This window comes from Leptothoe sp. EHU-05/26/07-4 (assembly GCF_043421015.1).
GTDB lineage: Bacteria > Cyanobacteriota > Cyanobacteriia > Phormidesmidales > Phormidesmidaceae > Leptothoe > Leptothoe turfae.
The window spans coordinates 163890-182264 of the sequence record NZ_JAXSQV010000001.1; the positions used below are offsets into that span (position 1 = coordinate 163890).

An 18375-nucleotide genomic window follows, 5' to 3' on the forward strand; every position below is an offset into this window, starting at 1 on the left:
TATGAGCGACAAGGCCGCCCGACGCAGCAAGCTGCGCATCAAGCCCATTCCAAGCAGGTAATACAATTTATCACTTTTCCTTGGTAGCGACCACTACTTGGATCAGCATTTTCCTTGTCTAGAGATAAGTTGTGTGCAAAGGATTCTACAATCTAGGTGACCATATTCAAGACGAGGACAGCAATTTGTTCTGTAATTAATTCTGTCTACCTAGATATGCATAACAAGCGCCTGTACGCGGAACGGATCTGAATTGTATTGGTTGTGATGCGAGTATCTAACCCGTCCGGTGAGGCGCAAACCGTTAACGACAGATGACTGTAGAAAATGTTAACAGAATTCAAAAATTCTACGAAGCACACTGTGGCACAGAATTCTCTTTTTAAGACTCACTCCGGCTTCTGAATTATGCGTTCTAGCTGACGCTGTTTTGCCCTAGGGTCAATGCTCAACAATCAAACATAGTCGTCAGGATAAGTTGATGCAAAAGTTAAATAACTGTATGACTCGATGACTGTCATCAATCAAGCTTTTTTTGCTGCTTGTAAGACAACAAAAGACTACTCAACCCCCTCAAAGCGCCAGGGAACCGGATCCACTGCCACTCCATTCACGTAAAGACCCCAGTGCAGGTGCGGGCCAGTTGATGCGCCCGTTAACCCCACACCGCCAATCACCTGTCCAGCGGTGACAAAGTCTCCTTCGGCAACATCTATGCGGCTCAGGTGAATCATAATACTCAACACACCCTGACCGTGGTCAATACCGATGGTGTTGCCGTGGAGTTCGAAGCCATCACCCCCCGTCCGGCCAGCTGAATGTGACCCTCCGCTGGAGAAACAACCGGCGACCCGGTGGCGGCAGCATAGTCCACACCTCGGTGGTAATAATTTTCGGCAAACTCGCCATTGTAATATCGCCGAACGCCAAATACGGTACTGACGTAGCCCATTCACTCAGTTGATGTGTCTAACCTGACGTTTCATAGGTTTTAATCCAGATTAAGAAATCACTAGAGAATAGTATGCTAAGGCACTCAGAATAGTTACTTGGTTATAATGCAGATGAACTATCACTGTAGTTGATAGCTATTTGTAGCAATGATTTATAGCCTAATACTCAAACAACCTAAAGCTAATCTATTAAGAAAGTCATGAAAACCAGCGTTGAAATAGACGAAGCCTTAATCGCCGATGCATTACAAACTACTGGTCTAACCGCTACCGATCAAGTCATCGAATTAGCCCTAAAAATGCTAATACAACTCAAACGACAAGAAAAAATCAAAGCTTTTCGAGACAAGCTACCTTGGGAAGGTGACCTCAATCAGATGAGAACAGGATAAAGACTATGCAACAGCTAAAGACATCCTCTTATCATTGACCGTATTTCAACTCACGAATACCCACTTAGCAATAAGAAGTGCCGATAATTTTCGCACCCTAAGAAAACAAGGCATTACCATTCGAAAAACAATCGACGTGATTATTGCCACGTTCTGTATTGAAGAGAAACATTCTTTATTATTCTCAGATCGAGACTTTCTCCCCTTTGTGAAGCATCTTGGTCTCGATACTATTCTTACGCCAGAGTAAAGCTCATAAAGACTACTCAACACCTTCAAAACGCCAGGGAACTGGATCCACTGCCACCCCATTCACGTAAAGACCCCAGTGCAGGTGCGGGCCAGTTGATGCGCCCGTTGACCCCACACCGCCAATCACCTGTCCGGCGTTAACAAAGTCTCCTTCAGCAACGTCGATGCGACTCAGGTGAATCATAATGCTCAACACGCCTTGACCATGGTCAATACCGATGGTGTTGCCATGTAGCTCGAAGCCATCAACCACCCGCCCCACCAGCCGGATATAACCCGCCGCTGGAGAAACAACCGGCGACCCGGTAGCAGCAGCATAGTCCACACCTCGGTGGTAATAGTTCTCGGCGAACTCGCCGTTGTAATATCGCCGGACTCCAAATACAGTACTGACGTAGCCCTGGCTAGGACGGGTCAGCGCCCCTTGCCAGTGACGTTCTGGTGTGACGATGCGCTTAAATTCAGCAACGCGGTCAAATTCATGATCGGTCCCCAGGTCGGTGCTACCCGCCGGAAGCCAAATGCGCTGGGTGGCAAAGGAGCGACCCGCCAGGTTTACCGTTAGGCGGCGCGATGAGCCTGCCGCAGAAACATCCAACGTCAGACGTCCGGGAGTATCGAGCGGACTGGTGGGAATAAAGGCTCGGTAGCGATTGCCGGATACCAGAAAGCTGGGATAATCAGTGCCATTGACCGAAACAACCGGGGCAGTACTAGCCGCTGAAGCGCCGGAGATCACTACCGAGATAGTATCGCCCAGCCTTGGGTTCGTTGGCGAGAGGGTGACATCGTAAGCATGGGCCGCAGGACTCCAAAGGCTACCGCTGGCGACTGTGCCGATCATAACCCCTGTCATCGCGAGAAAAGCGCGACGCCCCAGGCGGGAGGTAATGACAGGACTAATTTTGGGCGGCTTCATAGCTGTTGTGATTGGGATGGATAACAAATTTACCAGTTTCTTGATCCGAGTATGAGAAAATCTGTAAGGCTTATTACTTCGTTCATACTTAATCGAGATATGATCGGAGGGACCCAAAACCGGTTGCTTGGGGTCCCTCCGAGTTCCCCAAACCCCCATGGCTAGGGCCGGGAGGCCGCCCTAGGACCCAACCTACTGGGTTGTCCTCAATTGCATTAAAGTAGGGGTTACGGCGGGGTCGATTAATCAGGTTATCGCATTGTTGTTTGGCACGACATTGTTGGAATATCCGTATCCATCGGGATTTCAAAATTCGCATCCCTTACTGGCCAATGATTTAACCTTTGATGCTTACTCTGGCTTTTGAATTACTTTCTCTAGCTGACGCTGTTTTGCCCTAGGGTCAATGCTCAACAATCTTACATAGTCACCAGGATGACTGGCCAAAAACTGTTCCACCTGGGTTCGCACCTGAGCCTCATGGGCACTGGTAATTGTCGGGCCACTCTGCCAAGAACCCACGTTGAATCGTCTTGCATCGGCAAATTCCAGGCCAATGCGGTGGCCTTGGTGGAGTTGTTGCCGGATGATGTCTATGATGTCTGTCTGTAACGGAGCCGCCTTGCCATTTTGCGGCATCGATCGAGAGCCATTACCGGAGACCGCATTCTGAAAAGGGGTGACGCAGGCGATATCGTTTGCACAGCGATATCCGGCCCGTAAGGCTTGATTGATTTCGACCACGTGGTGAGAGAAGCTGCGATCGCTATCGTTAGCATCCGGCAACCGGTCAGCAGCTTGCTGTGTGGTAATCACCGCTCCTGAAGGCACATACTTACCCGCAGGAATCTCCACATCCTGGATCAGGGCGTGCATCATCACAATGCAGCCGTGGCCCACCTGGGCATTAAACACCGTCGAGCGAAAGCCAATAAAACACTCATTGCCAACGTAAGCGGGACCATGGATCAACGCCATGTGGGTAATGCAGGTATCATGGCCAATCCATACCGAGTAGGCTTGCTGGTCATCCCCTAAAATGCGTCCCTGCTCTAACCCATGGATAACCACCCCATCCTGAATATTGGTATTCGCACCAATGTAAAAGGGAGCCCCTTCATCCGCACGAATAGAGGTATTGGGGGCGACCATTACATTTTCACCCAGTTGCACATCTCCAATCAGACTGCACTGAGGATGGACATAGGCAGATGCAGCAATATCAGGTTGATCCAGATCGCTATCCCAGGGAGTGGGTGGAGCGGGTTGGTGACGCAGCGGCATGGTACTGTCCTCAGTTTACTGTCCTCAGTTTAAAGTTGAGTGGGATTAGGCGCATCCCCATAGACGGCGACGGGGTTAAACGTTTTGGAGGTTTCTGTAAAGGTGAGAGTAACGGGACCCGCCAGATCGCCCTCACCAAGAGAAATTTCGCGGTAAAAGCAAGAGCGATAGCCCACATGGCAACTGGCCCCTGAACCGGCCACTTTGACCTTCATCCATAGGCAATCTTGATCATCGTCAATCAACAATTGCTGCACATTTTGCACCAAACCACTGGTGGCTCCCTTGTGCCAGAGCCGCTGACGGCTGCGGCTGTAGTAATGGGCTTCACCTGTTTCCAGGGTTTTTAACAATGCGGCTTCGTTCATGTAGGCGTGCATCAAAACCTCCCCGGTGTCAGCATCTGTGGTGACAACGGGGATAAGCCCATGGGCGTCAAACTTAGGAGCCAGGAGCCCCCCCTCTTCGACAGCTTCAACCGAGGTACGGGCAACAAATGGAGATGACATAGGACAGAGAGTAACAATGACAAATCGGGTCTAGAGCAAATAGGTTGCCTCAGTTGAGCCTGAGAGCGTTGATTGGCCGTTGATTTAGGAACTGCGGAAACCGCTTTCTCGGTTTGCTTTAAATTTGCAGACACCAACTTTACAAAGAGTTCACATCCACCTCTGTATATTCGCATATTGTGAGAATGATAATCATTCTAATTAGAGATTGAGGTTTTCTCGATGTCCAGTTTTGGCAAGTCAATCGTTTCCCTTACCGGCAAGCTAGGTGGTGCGATTGCAATCGGCACGGCCCTTAGTCTAGGTACCCTGGCTCCAGCCCAGGCGGTCACCTTTCGCCTTTCATGGACGGGGCAAATTCTGGGTTATAGCGCTGAGGGGCAATTTAGCTACGACGATGCCCAAACCTATGAAGACGGAATTGTGCGAGGTGACGATTTAGAGGCATTTGACATCGCCTTCTATGATCCCCAAGGCAATCTGATTCAAGCGTTTGAGGATAACCACCTCACCTATTCGGGGTTCAACTTTAATTTCGATACCCAAACGGGTGAAATTCTGCAAGATGGCTTTTTCAATGAGCCAAATGGCATTGATATTGGAGAATACACCGTCCTATTTGATGAAGCAGGGGAGGCCATCGGGGCAACGGGGCTAAATTTCTGGTCGGCGGCTCCGGCTCCGGATGGAGAACCCGTCCCCCATGTTCACCTGACTGATTTTGGCGATGAATTTCCTGATCTGCCGATAGGCTTTGGCACTCACCTCGATGTGGCTTTCTTTACCCGTACGCGGGCACAGCTTCTGGATGATCCGGGAGCAGGCGATCAGCTTGGCCAACGGATGATTGCGACCAAGGTGCCTGAACCAGGCGCATTACTTGGACTGGGTGCGATCGCACTGCTGGCTCGCCGTTTGCAGCGCTCTAAAGGGTAAGCCAAGTCTGTATGGAGACCGCTGAATTATTAACGATTGACGGCGCTGAGAGGGTTAAAACGTAGAGCTAATGGCTAGCTGGCATTAGCTCTTATCTGGCTAGCCAGCCGCCTATCCAAGCTAGCAGCATTGAAAACGCGATCGCGGAATCACGACTGATGATAGCGAGCAGGCATTTTATTGAGATGATCGGCAGACAGATAGTGTTCTCAGTTTTACTCCATTAACCAGTTAAACAGCTCTTTTACTGTGAGGTTAAAGTTTTTAGCAAATTCCGGTACTGGCAACTGCATTTCTGGTTCGTCATAAACCACAGTCGGCTGATCCGGTCGATGAACCAAAACGGATTGTTCATCTGAATCAATCAACCACCCCATCTGAGTGCCATGGTTCAGGCAGTGCAAAATATTTTTAGTGACTTTAGTTTGGCTCTGATTCGGTGAAAGAATTTCGATTGTCCAATCTGGAGCAATTGCAAAAACGTTGGCCACCCCGCCATTTTCCTTGCGTGGAATTCTAGCCCATAGGAATACAGTAATATCGGGTACAGTGGAGCGTCCACCAAAAGTACAGCGTAATTCTGTGAAAGCGCGGGCAATTTGCTGGGGTTTGACGGCCAAATTAATGGCGGGCGCTAATTCAGTTTGAATGACGCTATGCTCTCCTTGTGGCATTGGTTTTTGGATAATCAGTCCATCAATGTACTCGCTAGCCGGTTCTGTTTCTGGTAACTGTAGAAATTCTTCGAGCGTCAGCGTTTTAGAAGGAGTTTGTACCATTTTCAGATTCCCATAAGAGGAGTACGAGGACTACGCTACCGTTCCTCTACTTGCCATTTTACTAATACATTAAGCTGTTGTCGCAGTCTAAACACTGCATTGGTTTTGGTCACCCCCAGCGGCCTACCCAGGCCAGCAGCATTGAAAACGAGATCGCGGCGATCGCCTGCCGAGCCATCAGCCTTACCGCAAACTGTACTGACTGTTCGCGGGCGATGGTGAGTGCGGTGACCAGGCAGGGCAGCAACACTCCGGCCAGGTACACGCCCGTCAAAATTTGCAGGGGGGTGAGTAGGGCCAGGGTATCCGGTTCGGCAAAAAGCAGCAGTCCGTCTTTGCGAATGGAGGCCAAAATAATGGGTACAGCCGCCTCTGGGGGCAGATTAAACAACCCCATTAGGGGATTAATCCAGTCAGCCAGAAGGGTGATCAAACCCAGACTGTCCAGCACCGAAGCGATCACCGTAATCACCAAAAAGATGGGAATCGCATTGGTGAAAAACTGTTTGAGGGTGCCCTGGGTTTCACGCCAGATGGCAGACCAACGGGGCATTTCTAAAAAGGTGCGCTGTTCGATCATCAATGTATTGTGGACCGAGCGGGCGGCTTTGGGCGCAATCAGACGGGTATAGATCAGGGTGGTCAGGGTTAAATAGCCCAGATAGGGCACCACTAAACCGGGCAAATTGGCTGCGCTGAACACACCCAGGGTGGCTCCAAACTGGTAGGAACAGGCAGCACCAAATGCGATCGCACTCACACAGGTCTGCCGAGAACAGCTGGAACAGGCACGAGTACTGATCACGGCGGGCACATTGCAGCCAAATCCCATAATCACCCGTACCAAATCTCGCCCGGATAGGCCAAACGGTCGCAGGAGTGGGTGCAGCGCTACGGTAATGCGTTCCACTAACCCACTTGCTTTATACGCGCCTAAAAACAGAGCGTACAGAATCACCGTAGGCACCGCCCAGACAAATAACAACGGCCCCATGGTGACCAGGCCATAGCGGCCAATCAAAATCTCTTGTAGCAGTGATGGTGTTTGAGACAGAACCGTAATCAGAGGATCTAATCCAGCTTGTACAAGGGAGTCCAGTACCCCTGCCACCCCATTAGCCACACCAACGGCAAGGACGGCAGGCAACAACAATAAAAGTACTGCCAACAACCAGCCCCAGCGCCGATGTTCTAGCCAGGTAGGATGGGGTTCAATGTACCAACCCGCTGGGATCGGGTGCCACTGTTGGGGAAAAACGGTCGGTGTCTGGAGTGCCCCTAGAATCTGTTGACGCTGATCCGAACTTAAATGGCGAGCATCCACAGGAATAAATCTCACCTGGGCAGCTTGTTCCCAACGTTTCACCACCTGCTGGGTAAACTCAGAGGCCATGACCTTATCCCAGAAGGTGACCACTACCAACCCTTGCTTCCCGGCAACTAACGGTAGCAGGTCCGCCAGGTCATCATCGATATGTGTGGCTTTGACCAACAACACAATGGTGTCATGGGCCTGGAGTTGGGCCAGGGCCGCTCGGGTGGTGGCGGTGTCGGCACGAAAGAGAATGCCGGGGGTGTCGATCAAGAGAGTATCGCCTGCCTGATAGCGATCGCAGGCAATGGTTGAACCCTGAATATTGGAACTGGTGGGGCATTGGCCGGTGAGTGCTGCCGCTAGGGCAGATTTGCCAGTACTTTCTTTGCCGATGAGGACAATCGTTTGCTGGGCAGGCAAGGTATTGGGCATGGGGATGGGGAGTGGGAAAGGGGGAGGAGATGAGTAGACGGGTGGATGGGGTACTTCCTGACACCTGACTTGGGCATGGAGAGAAGGGGAGAAGGGGGAGGAGAAAGGTGCAAGTTCTTAGTTCTTAGTTCTTAGTTTTGAGTTGGTAGCTGAGGAGAAGAATTCAAAATTCAAAACTTGCTAACAAATGCAGTCGTTGTCGCAGCAGGAGAGATCGTCGAGAAAGAGTCCGGCCTGGCGGTAGGCATCAAGGGGGGTGGGGTCAATGCTGAGACGCTGGGCGATCGCATTGGCGATGACGGCAAACCGCTGACGAAATTTATAAATAAAACAAAAAATCAGGTCGCCATGGCGGACGGAGGGACCACTCACAAAGAGACCTGGGGTAAGGGTAGATTCGTCATTTTCCGTGAGGGCTGCATAGCCTTTGGACCAGTCGAACAGTGGGGAAATCTGTTTCAAACTGGTGTCGAAACCGGTGCAAAGAATCGGGGGATGGGCCGTCACCCACTTCTGGTATTCGCTGTAGACCGCATAACCACCGGAAATGGGTTTGACCTCTTCAATGGGGGCGTTACCCACTAGGTCCAGGCGACCGGTGTTATAGACAAATTCCAGACGCTGCAGGGTGTAAGGCGATAGGGATACGCTGGGGTCGGTGTCGGGATTTGCCCAGGCTCCGGTGCGATCAAGCACGCCGACTTTCTTTCCTATGGCCACTAAATTGGCCGCGGCATCCATACCGCTTTCATAGCCGCCGATGATGATGAATTCATCCCCTTCTAAATCGGTCCACGACTGAATTTGACTATTGTGGACACAGTGCTCTGCCCCTGGGAAGGTATTGAGACGGGGATATTGATATTCTCCGGCGGCCCAAATCACAAACTGTGTGGATATTTCGCCGCTGCTGGTGTGCAGGGTAAAACCTCCCTGGGGCAAATGTGTGACACTCTGCACATCTATCTCAGTCTGAATCGGTAGCTCAAAGTGATCGGCAACGGTCTGCAAGTACAGTGCATACTGTTTGCCGCTAATGTGTTCGCGGCGAAATGCGATCGCAGGCGAAGTCTTCAATGTGACTGCATTCAGGTCGAGCAGCCCAAAGCCATGGCTGGGAAATGACGGGGTGATGAAGTTCATCTCCTCAGGCCAGCGGCTAAAGGAAGCGCCCACCTGGTGTCGGTCTAAAATTGTGAAGTGCGCTAGACCCAGCTCTTTGAGCACAACGCCACAACCAATACCGGCGGCTCCCGCGCCGACAATCACAACGTCATAGGACTGATCCGTTTGGGGATGGCTCACACTGGGTTACCCGAATTACTGAAGATACGAGAATGATAATCATTATCAATTTCTTTGTCTAGGGGCTATTAGGTTACGGTTACACGGGCAGACCAATAACGTCTTAATGTGTGGATAAGACAATAGGCTAAACAAGACTAAAGACACTGAACTCTTGAGGTGATGGTGAATGGACGTTCTCAAACATTTCATCGAAAATTTTGAAGCGACTATCGGATTATTTGCCTATTCGCTGAAGGTTTGTTTTGAAGCTATTTCCATTGGCACCATCCTATTTGGGTTAATCACGAGTGGGCGACTTGCATTTTTCCTCTTACGACGTCCCAACACCTATCACTACACCCGAGTCCGTTCCCGCTTTGGGCGAGCCCTGGCTCTGGCTTTAGAATTTCAATTAGCCGCCGATATTTTAGCGACAGCGGTATTCCCATCCTTTGAGTCCTTGGGCCAATTAGCAATCCTTGCGGTGATCCGAACGGGCCTCAACTTCTTCCTCACCCGAGAACTGGAAGAATTACACCGGTTGGAAGAATCTGTGCTGGTGAGATCTTCAGCTGATAACTTAAGTACAAGCCCTGAGAAGTTAAGTACAAGTTAAGTCAGGGCAGGGCATCAAGATAAAACAACTTCTAGCCAGGGCATTTACGCGAGTCTATACTCTGGGGATTATGCAGCTACTGATAGTAGTGAATGAGAACTGTGGGTATGGATCGAAACGACCAAAGGGAAAGGCTTCGAGGAGGTCAGACTGATGTTGCTTGCGACAGAGCCATCTGCTGAACCAGAGCCTTGGCAGTCTGAGCGGCTTGTCGATCAACTGAACTCAGCGATGTTCCTACGATTTGGTAACAGTTTGTAGTCGTCCCATACGCGTCGATCAGTGCCCCCGTGGTCGAGTTGACCGCTAGCTTACCACTGTCGTCGACTACCGCTGCACCCTGGGCAACAGCCAGACTATAAATCGGTGCGATCTGGCTATCGAAGCCGGTAGCTAAAATCACAGAGTTTGGCTGCCACTGCTTGCTGTCAGGCCATACAATCGTTGGCGTTTCGCAATGGTTCAAGAATGTGCCAGCTTGCAAAGACAAACGCCCAGCCTGCATCGCCGCTAACATCAGCTCAGCACAAGCCCACGACTGGGTTGCAAACAGATGTTTCACACTGCTTAGCAGTTGCCGCAATTTTACCCGCTCGTCGCTTGACAGCAGGTCCTTCGTCTGACCATAGAAAGACATTACTGGACGAGCTAAACGGGCTAGGGGGTGGACTGGGGTTGCCTGTTGCAGGTAGTCAGCGAGAAAACAGCCATAATTCTCGATGTGCAGCATTGCCTCCCATCCTGGATAAGCGATATCACTCACTCGGTAGGCCGTGAGAAGTGACTGTCTCAGCAAGTATTGCGCCCACTGAGCTGTAGGATTGCGCTGCATCTGCTGCCGCGTCAGCCAGGGGCAGGTGTACGATACAGCAGGTTCTATCTGAGGCAGTCGGGCATAGCCTCGGCGGCTCACCAGACTGACTCGCTCTACTCCCAGGTTGTGCAGTGCATGCAAGGCCACCTCTATACCCGATGGTCCTGCACCTACTATCGTCAGATGGGCAGGTAATTCCGCCCCGTAGCGATCGCACGGATACGCCGCAAATACCTGTCCCTGCCACTCAGGGCGAATGGGTGCAAACCGATGGCCGATGGTACACACGAGCTGATTGACCTGATAAGACGCGGTTGCCGTCTGCACGTGAACCCTCTGTTCGGAGGGGACAAAGCTTTGTACCGCTTGAGGAATCGTCTGCACCATGATGTGGCTAGGCAGGTGGGCCAGCAGCCTCCGAAACTGCTCGTCTAGATAGAGGCCATAGGCTCCTCGGGGACTGGTTCCGTGAAGATCGTCCAGGTTATGGTCAGGATGACGCTGTTGTCCCTGCTCTGGAGCAAAATCAGGGTATAGCACCGCTAGCAGGTCACGATTGGCCTGCATCCAGTTGAAGTAGTTCGCTGTGTCGAAGCGCTGTTGGGCAAAGTCAAACCCGCGGACAGCACTGCCGCCGTTAAAGGTGAACAAGGCGGGCTGCATCGGGTCGTAAACCTGTCCGCCACCGATGAATGTTTGCTTATTTAGTGCCTTGAAATGAGCCAGCCGAGTTTTCTGAGCCTTGGTCAGATTAGCCTCTTGGTAGGTACGCTCTGGCTGAAAGAGAGATATCTGTATAGGCCTCTCTGTTTGGTCACGTAGTTGAGTGACTAAGTGACCGAGAATGGCAAACCCACTGATACCAGCACCTGCAATCGCAATTCGCCAAGGCTCAACCCAGCCAGTAATGCAATTGTCTTTATTGGTGGAAATTGTTAAAAACAACAGCCCCCCTACGGCTACTGCCTATACACATCTACGAGACTATTGAATTAAACCGAGAGTTATGGTCCTAAATAGCTTGATACCTCCTAAAGCTTTCTCAATAGAATTCATGATTGAGACTCAATTAGTAGCTTTAGTAAATATTTAAAACCCTTTAGAATCAATGATTCTAGCGATATTCTCTGACTTATGTATACACGGTAGCCCAAACAGGTCGGGGGGGTAGAAACTAAGTTTTCGTAAACCTTTGCCGTAGCCACCTTGACGGCAAAGGTGTTTACAAGGCCAAACTTTTAGCGTGAACCCCTAACGGAAACAGCAAATATTCATTCCAACAGCGCCAGAGATAAGCCGTTATTGCCTTGCGACGCCCCAGCTCGCTTTCAAAAGCAAACGTAACTTCTGCTGAGCCTGGAATTAGCTGAGCCAGCGAATGGTCGCAGCCACAGCCGTGTTGAATCAACAGCCCCTGACGACTAGCACACGATTGCACTAGCATTTGCACTGCCGTTACATTCAGACTATGCAGGCAGGCGTCATAGGCCCGCTTCACTCCTTGCATATGAGGGTCGAAAAACATTGGACGAGCCTCGTGGATTGACGCTCGCTCAATTGGACACAGCAGCATCCAGTAGAAACAAGCTGGTAAAGCATAGCCTAACCGAGAGAAAACGTCCCGCACAAAAGCTACGACTCTTTCGGCCCCGTCAGTTGCTCTGGCTGTTTGCATTACCTGATTGAAGTCAGGGTAAGCCGTAGTCCTGAAGTCCTGACCGAAAAACTCTAAGGTTGACATAGCCCCTTGCCGGTAGAAGGCTTGGAAGTCAAACCCCTCCCGAAAGACCTCGGGACTGCGGTCCGTTGCCTTGGTTAGAAACAACCGCGCTAGCACTACTAGAAAATCCGGCTCAGGGTGACCCACCGCTACCTCGCGGTTGGCGATGCGCTGCCAGATTGGCGGTAGTTCTTCCAGGGAAACAACATCAGTGTCCGTTAAGAGAGCGCTGATTGAAAGCGGCTCTGAAACAGTGCCTGCTGAAGAAACGGTGGAATTTAGGATTGAAACCATGTCAATGACTGACTCCTCTATAGGTGCAAGGAAAAAATCCTAGACCTAAACAACTTTTCAGAGTTTACACGGCAATGATAATGATAATCATTTTTCCTGGGCGCTATATTTAGATGACCTGATGGCACTACAATCGCAACACCTAAACAATTCTTTGCAATTGCGGCTCTGTCACAACGATTACAGCAAGGTATCAAAACTTGCTTCTCGATCTGAGACTAATGACCGAACAGGTACGCCGTTCAATCACATCGAAGTGTTCACCGATTGGGTGAATCTGTTCAGCATGGAATTTCCAAGTTGTTCAACAATCCGTTGGAACAAAATCATCGCAAGCTAACGCATTGGAACTAATCGCACCTGAATTGTTTCCTGTAGCAGTAGCAGTAGCGGCATCAGTAGCAGCGGCGGCGGATACGCCTTGAGCAACGGATTAGTGCTACTCGTTGTAACCATTCCGACTGCTTGATTTTAGAGGAGATGCAGCATGGATCGATTCACCGGCGGTTGCTTGTGCGGCAATGTCCGAATTGTGGCGACGGGACTCCCATACCGGGTTGGCCTTTGTCACTGCCTCGACTGCCGCAAGCATCATGGTGCTCTTTTTCACGCTTCTGCGGTGTTCCCGCAGAATGCGGTGACGATCACGGGCGAAACCCGCGACTAAGTCGGGCGGTTCTTCTGCCCCCGATGCGGATCGTCTGTTTACTCACGCACCGCAGACGAAATCGAAGTGAACTTAGGATCCCTGGACGCACCTGATCAACTTAGGCCCACTTACGAACTTTGGACAATCCGACGCGAATCTTGGTTACCCCCTTTTGCATTCACCAGACAATACGAGCGTGACCGTGAGTCCACGGGGCGCTCAGAGAAGTAGATGAGTGCTCCCGTGGCACACTCTGACCGTAGCTACGGTCAGAAACTACGGACGGGCTACTCAGTTTGAAATAGACGAATTAAATCATCTAGCTCAATATCATCTAACGCTTTGTGGATTTTGTACTGCTGGGCAGGCTGGCTCAAAATAGTAATGACGGTTTCAATTGGCGGGCAATCGGGTTCTTTGCACTGAAGTTGGCTAACCGAGATGCCAATATCCGGGTCAAGCTTCAGAAGGTCGTAAACCCAGGTTTTGATCTGTTGCAACGCGGCTAGATTAGGCTTGGGTCGAGACTGAGAAAACAGATTCATGATTCCACCTCAATAACAACGTTGCTGATGTGGGTAATCAAGGTGCGGCCATCAGCGGGCATGATTTTGACAAATCCGCTGGCAATGCAATATTCCACCGTCGATGATGCTAGCGCTTGGCTTGGAGAAATCAGCATCACCTTGACGTTTTCTAGACAATTGGTTGCGTAGTGCTGAACGATAGCCATGGACGTTTACCTCATTACTTGAACAACTTTGTGAAACCTCATCGGTTCACTTTGACGTTTGAGAAACCGAAAAGAATGACTAACAGATAGTCTTTTGCGCGATCGCATCTTGTAATTTCTCGATCACGTCTGGCACTGTCAGGGCTCCCAAATCACCACTCTGACGGGTGCGAACGCCCAATGTCTGAGAATCCACTTCTCGCTGGCCGATTACAGAAATAACCGGAATCTTCTCCAATTCTGCGGTGCGAATTTGTTTACCCAGACGCTCGCCGCTGCTATCTACCTCCACTCGGAAACCTTGTTGTTGCAATGTCTGGGCCACCTGATTGGCGTAGTCTCGCTGAGCATCACTCACCGGCAACAGTCGTACTTGCACCGGAGCCAGCCACAGGGGGAAAATCCCCGCATAGTTTTCCACCAAAATGCCGAAGAATCGTTCCAGGGAGCCAAAAATAGCTCGGTGAATCATAATCGGACGCTGTCGAGAGCCATCCGCCGCGACGTACTGTAAGTCAAATCGCTCCGGCAGGTTAAAGTCTACTTGGATTGTGGAGCACTGCCATAGCCGACCAATAGCATCCTTGATCTTAATATCGATTTTGGGACCGTAGAAGGCACCTCCTCCCTCATCAATCACGTAGGCCCACTCTTTGATATCCAGTGCTTTTTTCAATGCTGAAGTGGCCAGTTCCCAAATGTCGTCGCTGCCCACAGACTTGGCCGGACGGGTGGAAAGATTCACCTCGTAGTCGGTAAAGCCAAAGTCCGACAGAATCTGTTCTGTCAGGTTTAGTACCCCCAGAATCTCTTCTGTCACCTGATCGGGTAAACAAAAAATGTGGGCATCATCCTGGGTAAAGCCGCGCACGCGCATTAGTCCATGGAGTACCCCAGAACGCTCGTAGCGGTATACCGTACCCAGTTCGGCCCAGCGAATCGGCAACTCTCGATAAGAATGGAGCTGATGCTGATAGGTGAGCACGTGGAAGGGACAGTTCATGGGTTTGAGCTGATACTGTTGCGCTTCCACAGCCATCTGCTCAAACATATTCTCCTGGTAAAAGTCCAGGTGCCCGGAGGTTTGCCAGAGGTCGCGATTGGCAATGTGGGGGGTATAGAGCAATTCATATCCACCCTGCAGGTGGGCCTGACGCCAGTAGTCTTCAATCAGCAGGCGCATGCGGGCTCCTTTGGGATGCCAAAATACCAGTCCGCCTCCCGCCGCCTCTTGAATACTAAACAGATTTAATGTCTGTCCCAGTTTGCGATGGTCGCGGCGTTTGGCTTCCTCTTTCTGCGTCAGGTAGGCCTTTAATTGTTCTGGCGTTTCCCAGGCGGTGCCGTAAATGCGTTGGAGCTGCGGTTGAGTTTCGTCGCCCCGCCAGTAGGCTCCGGCTACACTTTCTAGGGCAAAGGCTTTAGGGTGTAGTTCGCCAGTGCGGCTCAGGTGAGGGCCTGCGCACAAATCCCACCAACAAGTCGCAGTATTAGCATCAGAGGTTTTCGTCGATGGTGAATCGAACAAGGACGGTTCTGCATTGGCTGGCAGCGGGTCAGGACAACCGATGTAGTATCGGGTGATCGGTTCATCGGCGGGAATGCCATCCAGAATCTCTAGCTTATAGGGTTCGTTTAGTTGCTCAATCTCAGTGCGGATGTCATCCCGTTCTACCGTTTCACGAATGATCGGTAGATTTTGCCCAATGATGCGCCGCATTTTTTTTGTGATCTGCTTTAAATCCTCAGGCGTAAATGGGTCAGCCCGGTCAAAGTCGTAGTAAAACCCCGTATCTGTGCAGGGGCCAATGGTGACTTTTGTCTCTGGAAACAGGGTTTGCACCGCCATGGCTAATACATGGGCACAGGTGTGGCGCAGCCGCGCTAGCTGCTCTACATCACCGGGGCTGGTTGCGGACTGTGGACGGGAGACTTGACTGACCATGGAAAGTCAAAATTGGAATGATTATCATTCTCAATTTATCACAGCGATCAAGAATTGAGTGCTTTGGCAATGGGTGGGGTTTCTTACTTCTTATCCTTGGTTAGGAGCAGGAATTTAATAATGTGAATGTGTCGATTTCTCCCCTCCCAGGAGGCAGGGTCTTTCGTGTTTACCAGAGAAAATCTGTAAGACTTATAACTTCATTCATACTGAATCGAGATATGATCGGAGGGAACCAAAATCGGTTGCTTGGGGTCCCTCCGAGTTCCCCTTCCCGGAAGTAATACAGCTATCCTAGTTAGGCAAACTGGGGTTTCCATGGCTAGGGCCGGGAGGCCGCCCTAGAACCCAGCCTACTGGGTTGTCCTCAATGGCATAAATAGGGGTTACGGTGGGGACTATTAATCAAATTATCGCATTGTTGTTTGGCACGATTTTGTTGGAAACTCTTTTTCATCGTAATTCCAAACGTTGGATACGGATATTCCGAAGGGTGGGCATGGCCCGCCTCCAAGTAGAGCATAGAGCATGTCTCTGATGAGATTGTTGCTGTACCATCGTTTGCTAGTGAGTTACAGCTGACGATTAAAGAGTCGTTGGGTTGGTTACTGGTATAAGACATGTGTAGTTGCCAGTAAGCTACATAACTTTTGGACCGAGCGATCGCACCCTCCTCAGACAGTGCGATCGCATTGCCTTAGCTAATCTTCACCTTTTTGGTCAAAATTGCCATTACTTCATTGGGTCGTCCGGTGGGTAGCGGACGGCTCCAGTCGTTGGGCTCGGTGTAGTTGAGCTTATGCAGCAGCTTGATAGTGGTTTGCACAAAGGTCAAACTGCCCATCAGCAAATGCCGTCCACTCTCGTAAGAGGATTCTGACAGGAGAGCTGCCCTAGCTAATCCAAATTATTTGGGTACATCAGGAAATAGGTAACTGCGGTCTGGATCTCTAGCAAGTAGGCCGACAACAGCAGTTAAGCAAATTTCTCAACTGCTGTTGTCGTCGTATCCAATCGCTCGTCAATAAGAGCAACGACAGACAGTTAGAGGCTAAAACTATGCAAATGACCTATCTAAGACGTTGGATTCTGAGCAATGTTCTAGGGTTTGTGCTGTCGTTGCTGTCAATCTTTACAATGAAGCTATTAGGCCCCACAGGAAACGGACTGTCCGCAGCTGGATGGGGATTGGGGTTATTTTTAGGGGGGATACAAGCATCTGTCCTTAGGCAGCGTTTACCCCAGTTAAAAATCTGGCACTGGATAGTCGCCACAGGTTTAGGGACCTATGTCGGCTCGGCCCTTGCGGCCTTTAGTAATCTCTTGCAGGCCATGACTGGTCAGGGAATTCTCTTTATTGCATTGAAGTTTTTTCCCTCCTCTGTAGATTCAATGCCATCTTCACTGATGTGGGGGATCTTGCTTATCGGCCATGGAATTTCTGTAGGTATATCCGTTGGGATTGCTCAAGTTTTAGTTTTACGTCAGCATACCCCGAACTGGCGGCTGTGGTGGACTATGGGGGTACTTGGTTACACTCTAGGTGGAGCAATTGCCTTTTATGGTGTCTGGTCTATCGCAGGATCGTTTTTGGATATTTCTTGGGCTTCAATGGTCTTAGTTATTAGGGGACTCTGTCTTGGCGCAGTGGGTGGCGTGCTTTATGGCAGCATCACAGCCATGGCCCTTAAGAGCATCAGACCTCGACAACACAATCTTTAACGAGTCATCTCAGTTTGAAGCGGCGGCATTTTCTCCTAATAGTTGTTGGATAGCTTAGGTGCAAAGGGTAAGTTTTTTCTAAGCAATGCAGTCTGAGGAGATCACAAAGATTATCCGCCACATCGGCTATATCAATCTGTTATCAAGGCACTGAGAGGATACTTCTGACCTGAAAATGCTCATTTCACTAGATAAATTCTGCAAGCTCAAGTGCTATTTGGTTTAATTTTTTCCGTGATAGCCCCATTCTTGCACGGACAGCCAAGGCGAACAACAAACTGCTAATGTGCCTGGCGATATTCTTGGGGTGTTGATCGAGAGCTGCTGCATCTTTGCTATATTCTGCGTTAATGATTTTTTCTATGGATGTCTCCATGCGTTTGGTGAAATCTCTCAACGTATCGCGAATCTCATCATATTGAGAACTTGCAGGTAGGGCAGTGCCAACAAGAAGGCAACCTACAGACGGACCGTCTGGAGTTGAATAAAACTTAGCCGCGGCAAGCAACATTTTCTGACAGGCTGCTTGAAGGGTTCCCGCACCTGAAAATTCCTTGACGATGTACTCATGAGCCTGAAGGGAATACTCCGCAACAACGCGAGTGAACAAGGCTTGTTTATCTCCGAACGCATTGTACAGACTCGGCTTTGACAGTCCCATAGCTTCTGAGATCGATTCATAGCTTGACGCCTCAAATCCTTCATTCAGAAACACTTTGGCGGCACGCTGTAGCACCTCCTCCTCGTTAAATTTTCTGGGTCGACCGGGTGACTTTTTCATGATTTTATTCTGTATCGTACAAAATTTTGACAACCTCGATTTA

At 50.2% G+C, this 18375-nt stretch carries 18 protein-coding genes and 2 pseudogenes; 6 read left to right on the forward strand and 14 right to left on the reverse strand.

The genetic code is table 11. From position 1 onward, the window contains the following. Positions 1-560: 560 nt before the first annotated feature. Positions 561-949, reverse strand: a pseudogene (locus U2F10_RS00800) (M23 family metallopeptidase); the annotation flags it as partial. 204 nt (positions 950-1153) lie between these two features. On the opposite strand from U2F10_RS00800, the gene U2F10_RS00805 reads away from it, so the two are divergent. Both U2F10_RS00805 and U2F10_RS00810 read left to right on the forward strand, forming a co-directional pair. Beyond that, the gene (locus tag U2F10_RS00805; protein ID WP_499870195.1) at positions 1154-1345 is read left to right on the forward strand and encodes a type II toxin-antitoxin system VapB family antitoxin; all 192 of its coding nucleotides are present in this window, start codon (positions 1154-1156) and stop codon (positions 1343-1345) included. 34 nt (positions 1346-1379) lie between these two features. Further along, positions 1380-1595 (forward strand): PIN domain-containing protein, encoded by a 216-nt coding sequence (locus U2F10_RS00810; RefSeq protein ID WP_163665234.1) that lies wholly within the window; start codon positions 1380-1382, stop codon positions 1593-1595. Positions 1596-1607: 12 nt separating this feature from the next. Here U2F10_RS00810 and U2F10_RS00815 read toward each other — a convergent pair whose 3' ends face one another. From U2F10_RS00815 to hisI, 3 genes are all read right to left on the reverse strand, one after another. Continuing rightward, a complete protein-coding gene (locus tag U2F10_RS00815) occupies positions 1608-2516 on the reverse strand; it encodes a M23 family metallopeptidase (protein ID WP_499870197.1) in 909 nt (302 codons plus the stop codon). A gap of 351 nt (positions 2517-2867) precedes the next feature. Further along, positions 2868-3800: a RuBisCO small subunit-like domain-containing protein gene (locus tag U2F10_RS00820; protein WP_163699087.1), complete on the reverse strand. Its 933-nt coding sequence runs from the start codon at positions 3798-3800 to the stop codon at positions 2868-2870. Between the two features lie 29 nt (positions 3801-3829). Then, positions 3830-4309 (reverse strand): phosphoribosyl-AMP cyclohydrolase, encoded by a 480-nt coding sequence (hisI, locus tag U2F10_RS00825; protein WP_499870199.1) that lies wholly within the window; start codon positions 4307-4309, stop codon positions 3830-3832. Between the two features lie 222 nt (positions 4310-4531). On the opposite strand from hisI, the gene U2F10_RS00830 reads away from it, so the two are divergent. After that, entirely contained in the window at positions 4532-5245 is a 714-nt protein-coding gene (locus U2F10_RS00830; RefSeq protein ID WP_499870200.1) for a PEP-CTERM sorting domain-containing protein, read from the forward strand. 215 nt (positions 5246-5460) lie between these two features. Here U2F10_RS00830 and U2F10_RS00835 read toward each other — a convergent pair whose 3' ends face one another. The 3 genes from U2F10_RS00835 to U2F10_RS00845 all read right to left on the reverse strand — a co-directional run bounded on the left by U2F10_RS00835 (position 5461) and on the right by U2F10_RS00845 (position 9076). Next, on the reverse strand, positions 5461-6024 hold the full coding sequence (locus tag U2F10_RS00835) for a Uma2 family endonuclease (RefSeq protein ID WP_499870202.1): 564 nt from the start codon (positions 6022-6024) through the stop codon (positions 5461-5463). A 109-nt stretch (positions 6025-6133) separates the two neighbouring features. Further along, entirely contained in the window at positions 6134-7771 is a 1638-nt protein-coding gene (locus U2F10_RS00840) for a nucleoside recognition domain-containing protein (RefSeq protein ID WP_499870203.1), read from the reverse strand. A 180-nt stretch (positions 7772-7951) separates the two neighbouring features. After that, a complete protein-coding gene (locus U2F10_RS00845; protein ID WP_499870205.1) occupies positions 7952-9076 on the reverse strand; it encodes an NAD(P)/FAD-dependent oxidoreductase in 1125 nt (374 codons plus the stop codon). 169 nt (positions 9077-9245) lie between these two features. Here U2F10_RS00845 and U2F10_RS00850 point away from each other — a divergent pair, with 169 nt between their 5' ends. After that, complete coding sequence (locus U2F10_RS00850; RefSeq protein WP_490793820.1) at positions 9246-9674, forward strand: DUF1622 domain-containing protein; 429 nt, start codon at positions 9246-9248, stop codon at positions 9672-9674. Positions 9675-9819: 145 nt separating this feature from the next. On the opposite strand, the gene U2F10_RS00855 is transcribed toward U2F10_RS00850, so the two are convergent. Next, entirely contained in the window at positions 9820-11433 is a 1614-nt protein-coding gene (locus U2F10_RS00855) for an FAD/NAD(P)-binding protein (protein ID WP_499870207.1), read from the reverse strand. A gap of 277 nt (positions 11434-11710) precedes the next feature. Beyond that, on the reverse strand, positions 11711-12502 hold the full coding sequence (locus U2F10_RS00860) for a hypothetical protein (protein WP_499061506.1): 792 nt from the start codon (positions 12500-12502) through the stop codon (positions 11711-11713). Positions 12503-12989: 487 nt separating this feature from the next. On the opposite strand from U2F10_RS00860, the pseudogene U2F10_RS00865 reads away from it, so the two are divergent. Continuing rightward, positions 12990-13382 (forward strand): annotated as a pseudogene (locus tag U2F10_RS00865) (GFA family protein). A 56-nt stretch (positions 13383-13438) separates the two neighbouring features. Here U2F10_RS00865 and U2F10_RS00870 read toward each other — a convergent pair. The 4 genes from U2F10_RS00870 to U2F10_RS00885 form a co-directional block, all read right to left on the reverse strand. Continuing rightward, on the reverse strand, positions 13439-13696 hold the full coding sequence (locus U2F10_RS00870) for a hypothetical protein (protein WP_163659541.1): 258 nt from the start codon (positions 13694-13696) through the stop codon (positions 13439-13441). After that, positions 13693-13884: a hypothetical protein gene (locus tag U2F10_RS00875; RefSeq protein WP_499870209.1), complete on the reverse strand. Its 192-nt coding sequence runs from the start codon at positions 13882-13884 to the stop codon at positions 13693-13695. The genes U2F10_RS00870 and U2F10_RS00875 overlap by 4 nt, the downstream gene beginning before the upstream one ends. Positions 13885-13963: 79 nt before the next feature. Further along, on the reverse strand, positions 13964-15829 hold the full coding sequence (thrS, locus tag U2F10_RS00880) for a threonine--tRNA ligase (protein ID WP_499870210.1): 1866 nt from the start codon (positions 15827-15829) through the stop codon (positions 13964-13966). A 697-nt stretch (positions 15830-16526) separates the two neighbouring features. Then, positions 16527-16673 carry a hypothetical protein gene (locus tag U2F10_RS00885; RefSeq protein WP_499870212.1) on the reverse strand — a complete coding sequence of 49 codons (147 nt, stop codon included), beginning with the start codon at positions 16671-16673 and terminating at the stop codon, positions 16527-16529. 215 nt (positions 16674-16888) lie between these two features. On the opposite strand from U2F10_RS00885, the gene U2F10_RS00890 reads away from it, so the two are divergent. Next, positions 16889-17551, forward strand: a complete 663-nt coding sequence (locus tag U2F10_RS00890; protein WP_499865033.1) for a hypothetical protein — start codon at positions 16889-16891, stop codon at positions 17549-17551. Positions 17552-17738: 187 nt separating this feature from the next. On the opposite strand, the gene U2F10_RS00895 is transcribed toward U2F10_RS00890, so the two are convergent. Beyond that, positions 17739-18332, reverse strand: coding sequence for a TetR/AcrR family transcriptional regulator (locus U2F10_RS00895; protein WP_163699109.1), 594 nt, complete (start codon positions 18330-18332; stop codon positions 17739-17741). Positions 18333-18375: the final 43 nt, after the last annotated feature.

Excerpts from the sequence above, each read along its gene's own strand:
- U2F10_RS00805 (WP_499870195.1), top strand. The coding sequence starts at position 1,154 with ATGAAAACCAGCGTTGAAATAGACGAAGCCTTAATCGCCGATGCATTA.
- U2F10_RS00815 (WP_499870197.1), bottom strand. The coding sequence starts at position 2,516 with ATGAAGCCGCCCAAAATTAGTCCTGTCATTACCTCCCGCCTGGGGCGT.
- U2F10_RS00820 (WP_163699087.1), bottom strand. The coding sequence starts at position 3,800 with ATGCCGCTGCGTCACCAACCCGCTCCACCCACTCCCTGGGATAGCGAT.
- hisI (WP_499870199.1), bottom strand. The coding sequence starts at position 4,309 with ATGTCATCTCCATTTGTTGCCCGTACCTCGGTTGAAGCTGTCGAAGAG.
- U2F10_RS00830 (WP_499870200.1), top strand. The coding sequence starts at position 4,532 with ATGTCCAGTTTTGGCAAGTCAATCGTTTCCCTTACCGGCAAGCTAGGT.
- U2F10_RS00835 (WP_499870202.1), bottom strand. The coding sequence starts at position 6,024 with ATGGTACAAACTCCTTCTAAAACGCTGACGCTCGAAGAATTTCTACAG.
- U2F10_RS00840 (WP_499870203.1), bottom strand. The coding sequence starts at position 7,771 with ATGCCCAATACCTTGCCTGCCCAGCAAACGATTGTCCTCATCGGCAAA.
- U2F10_RS00850 (WP_490793820.1), top strand. The coding sequence starts at position 9,246 with ATGGACGTTCTCAAACATTTCATCGAAAATTTTGAAGCGACTATCGGA.
- U2F10_RS00860 (WP_499061506.1), bottom strand. The coding sequence starts at position 12,502 with ATGGTTTCAATCCTAAATTCCACCGTTTCTTCAGCAGGCACTGTTTCA.
- U2F10_RS00870 (WP_163659541.1), bottom strand. The coding sequence starts at position 13,696 with ATGAATCTGTTTTCTCAGTCTCGACCCAAGCCTAATCTAGCCGCGTTG.
- U2F10_RS00875 (WP_499870209.1), bottom strand. The coding sequence starts at position 13,884 with ATGGCTATCGTTCAGCACTACGCAACCAATTGTCTAGAAAACGTCAAG.
- thrS (WP_499870210.1), bottom strand. The coding sequence starts at position 15,829 with ATGGTCAGTCAAGTCTCCCGTCCACAGTCCGCAACCAGCCCCGGTGAT.
- U2F10_RS00885 (WP_499870212.1), bottom strand. The coding sequence starts at position 16,673 with ATGGGCAGTTTGACCTTTGTGCAAACCACTATCAAGCTGCTGCATAAG.
- U2F10_RS00890 (WP_499865033.1), top strand. The coding sequence starts at position 16,889 with ATGCAAATGACCTATCTAAGACGTTGGATTCTGAGCAATGTTCTAGGG.
- U2F10_RS00895 (WP_163699109.1), bottom strand. The coding sequence starts at position 18,332 with ATGAAAAAGTCACCCGGTCGACCCAGAAAATTTAACGAGGAGGAGGTG.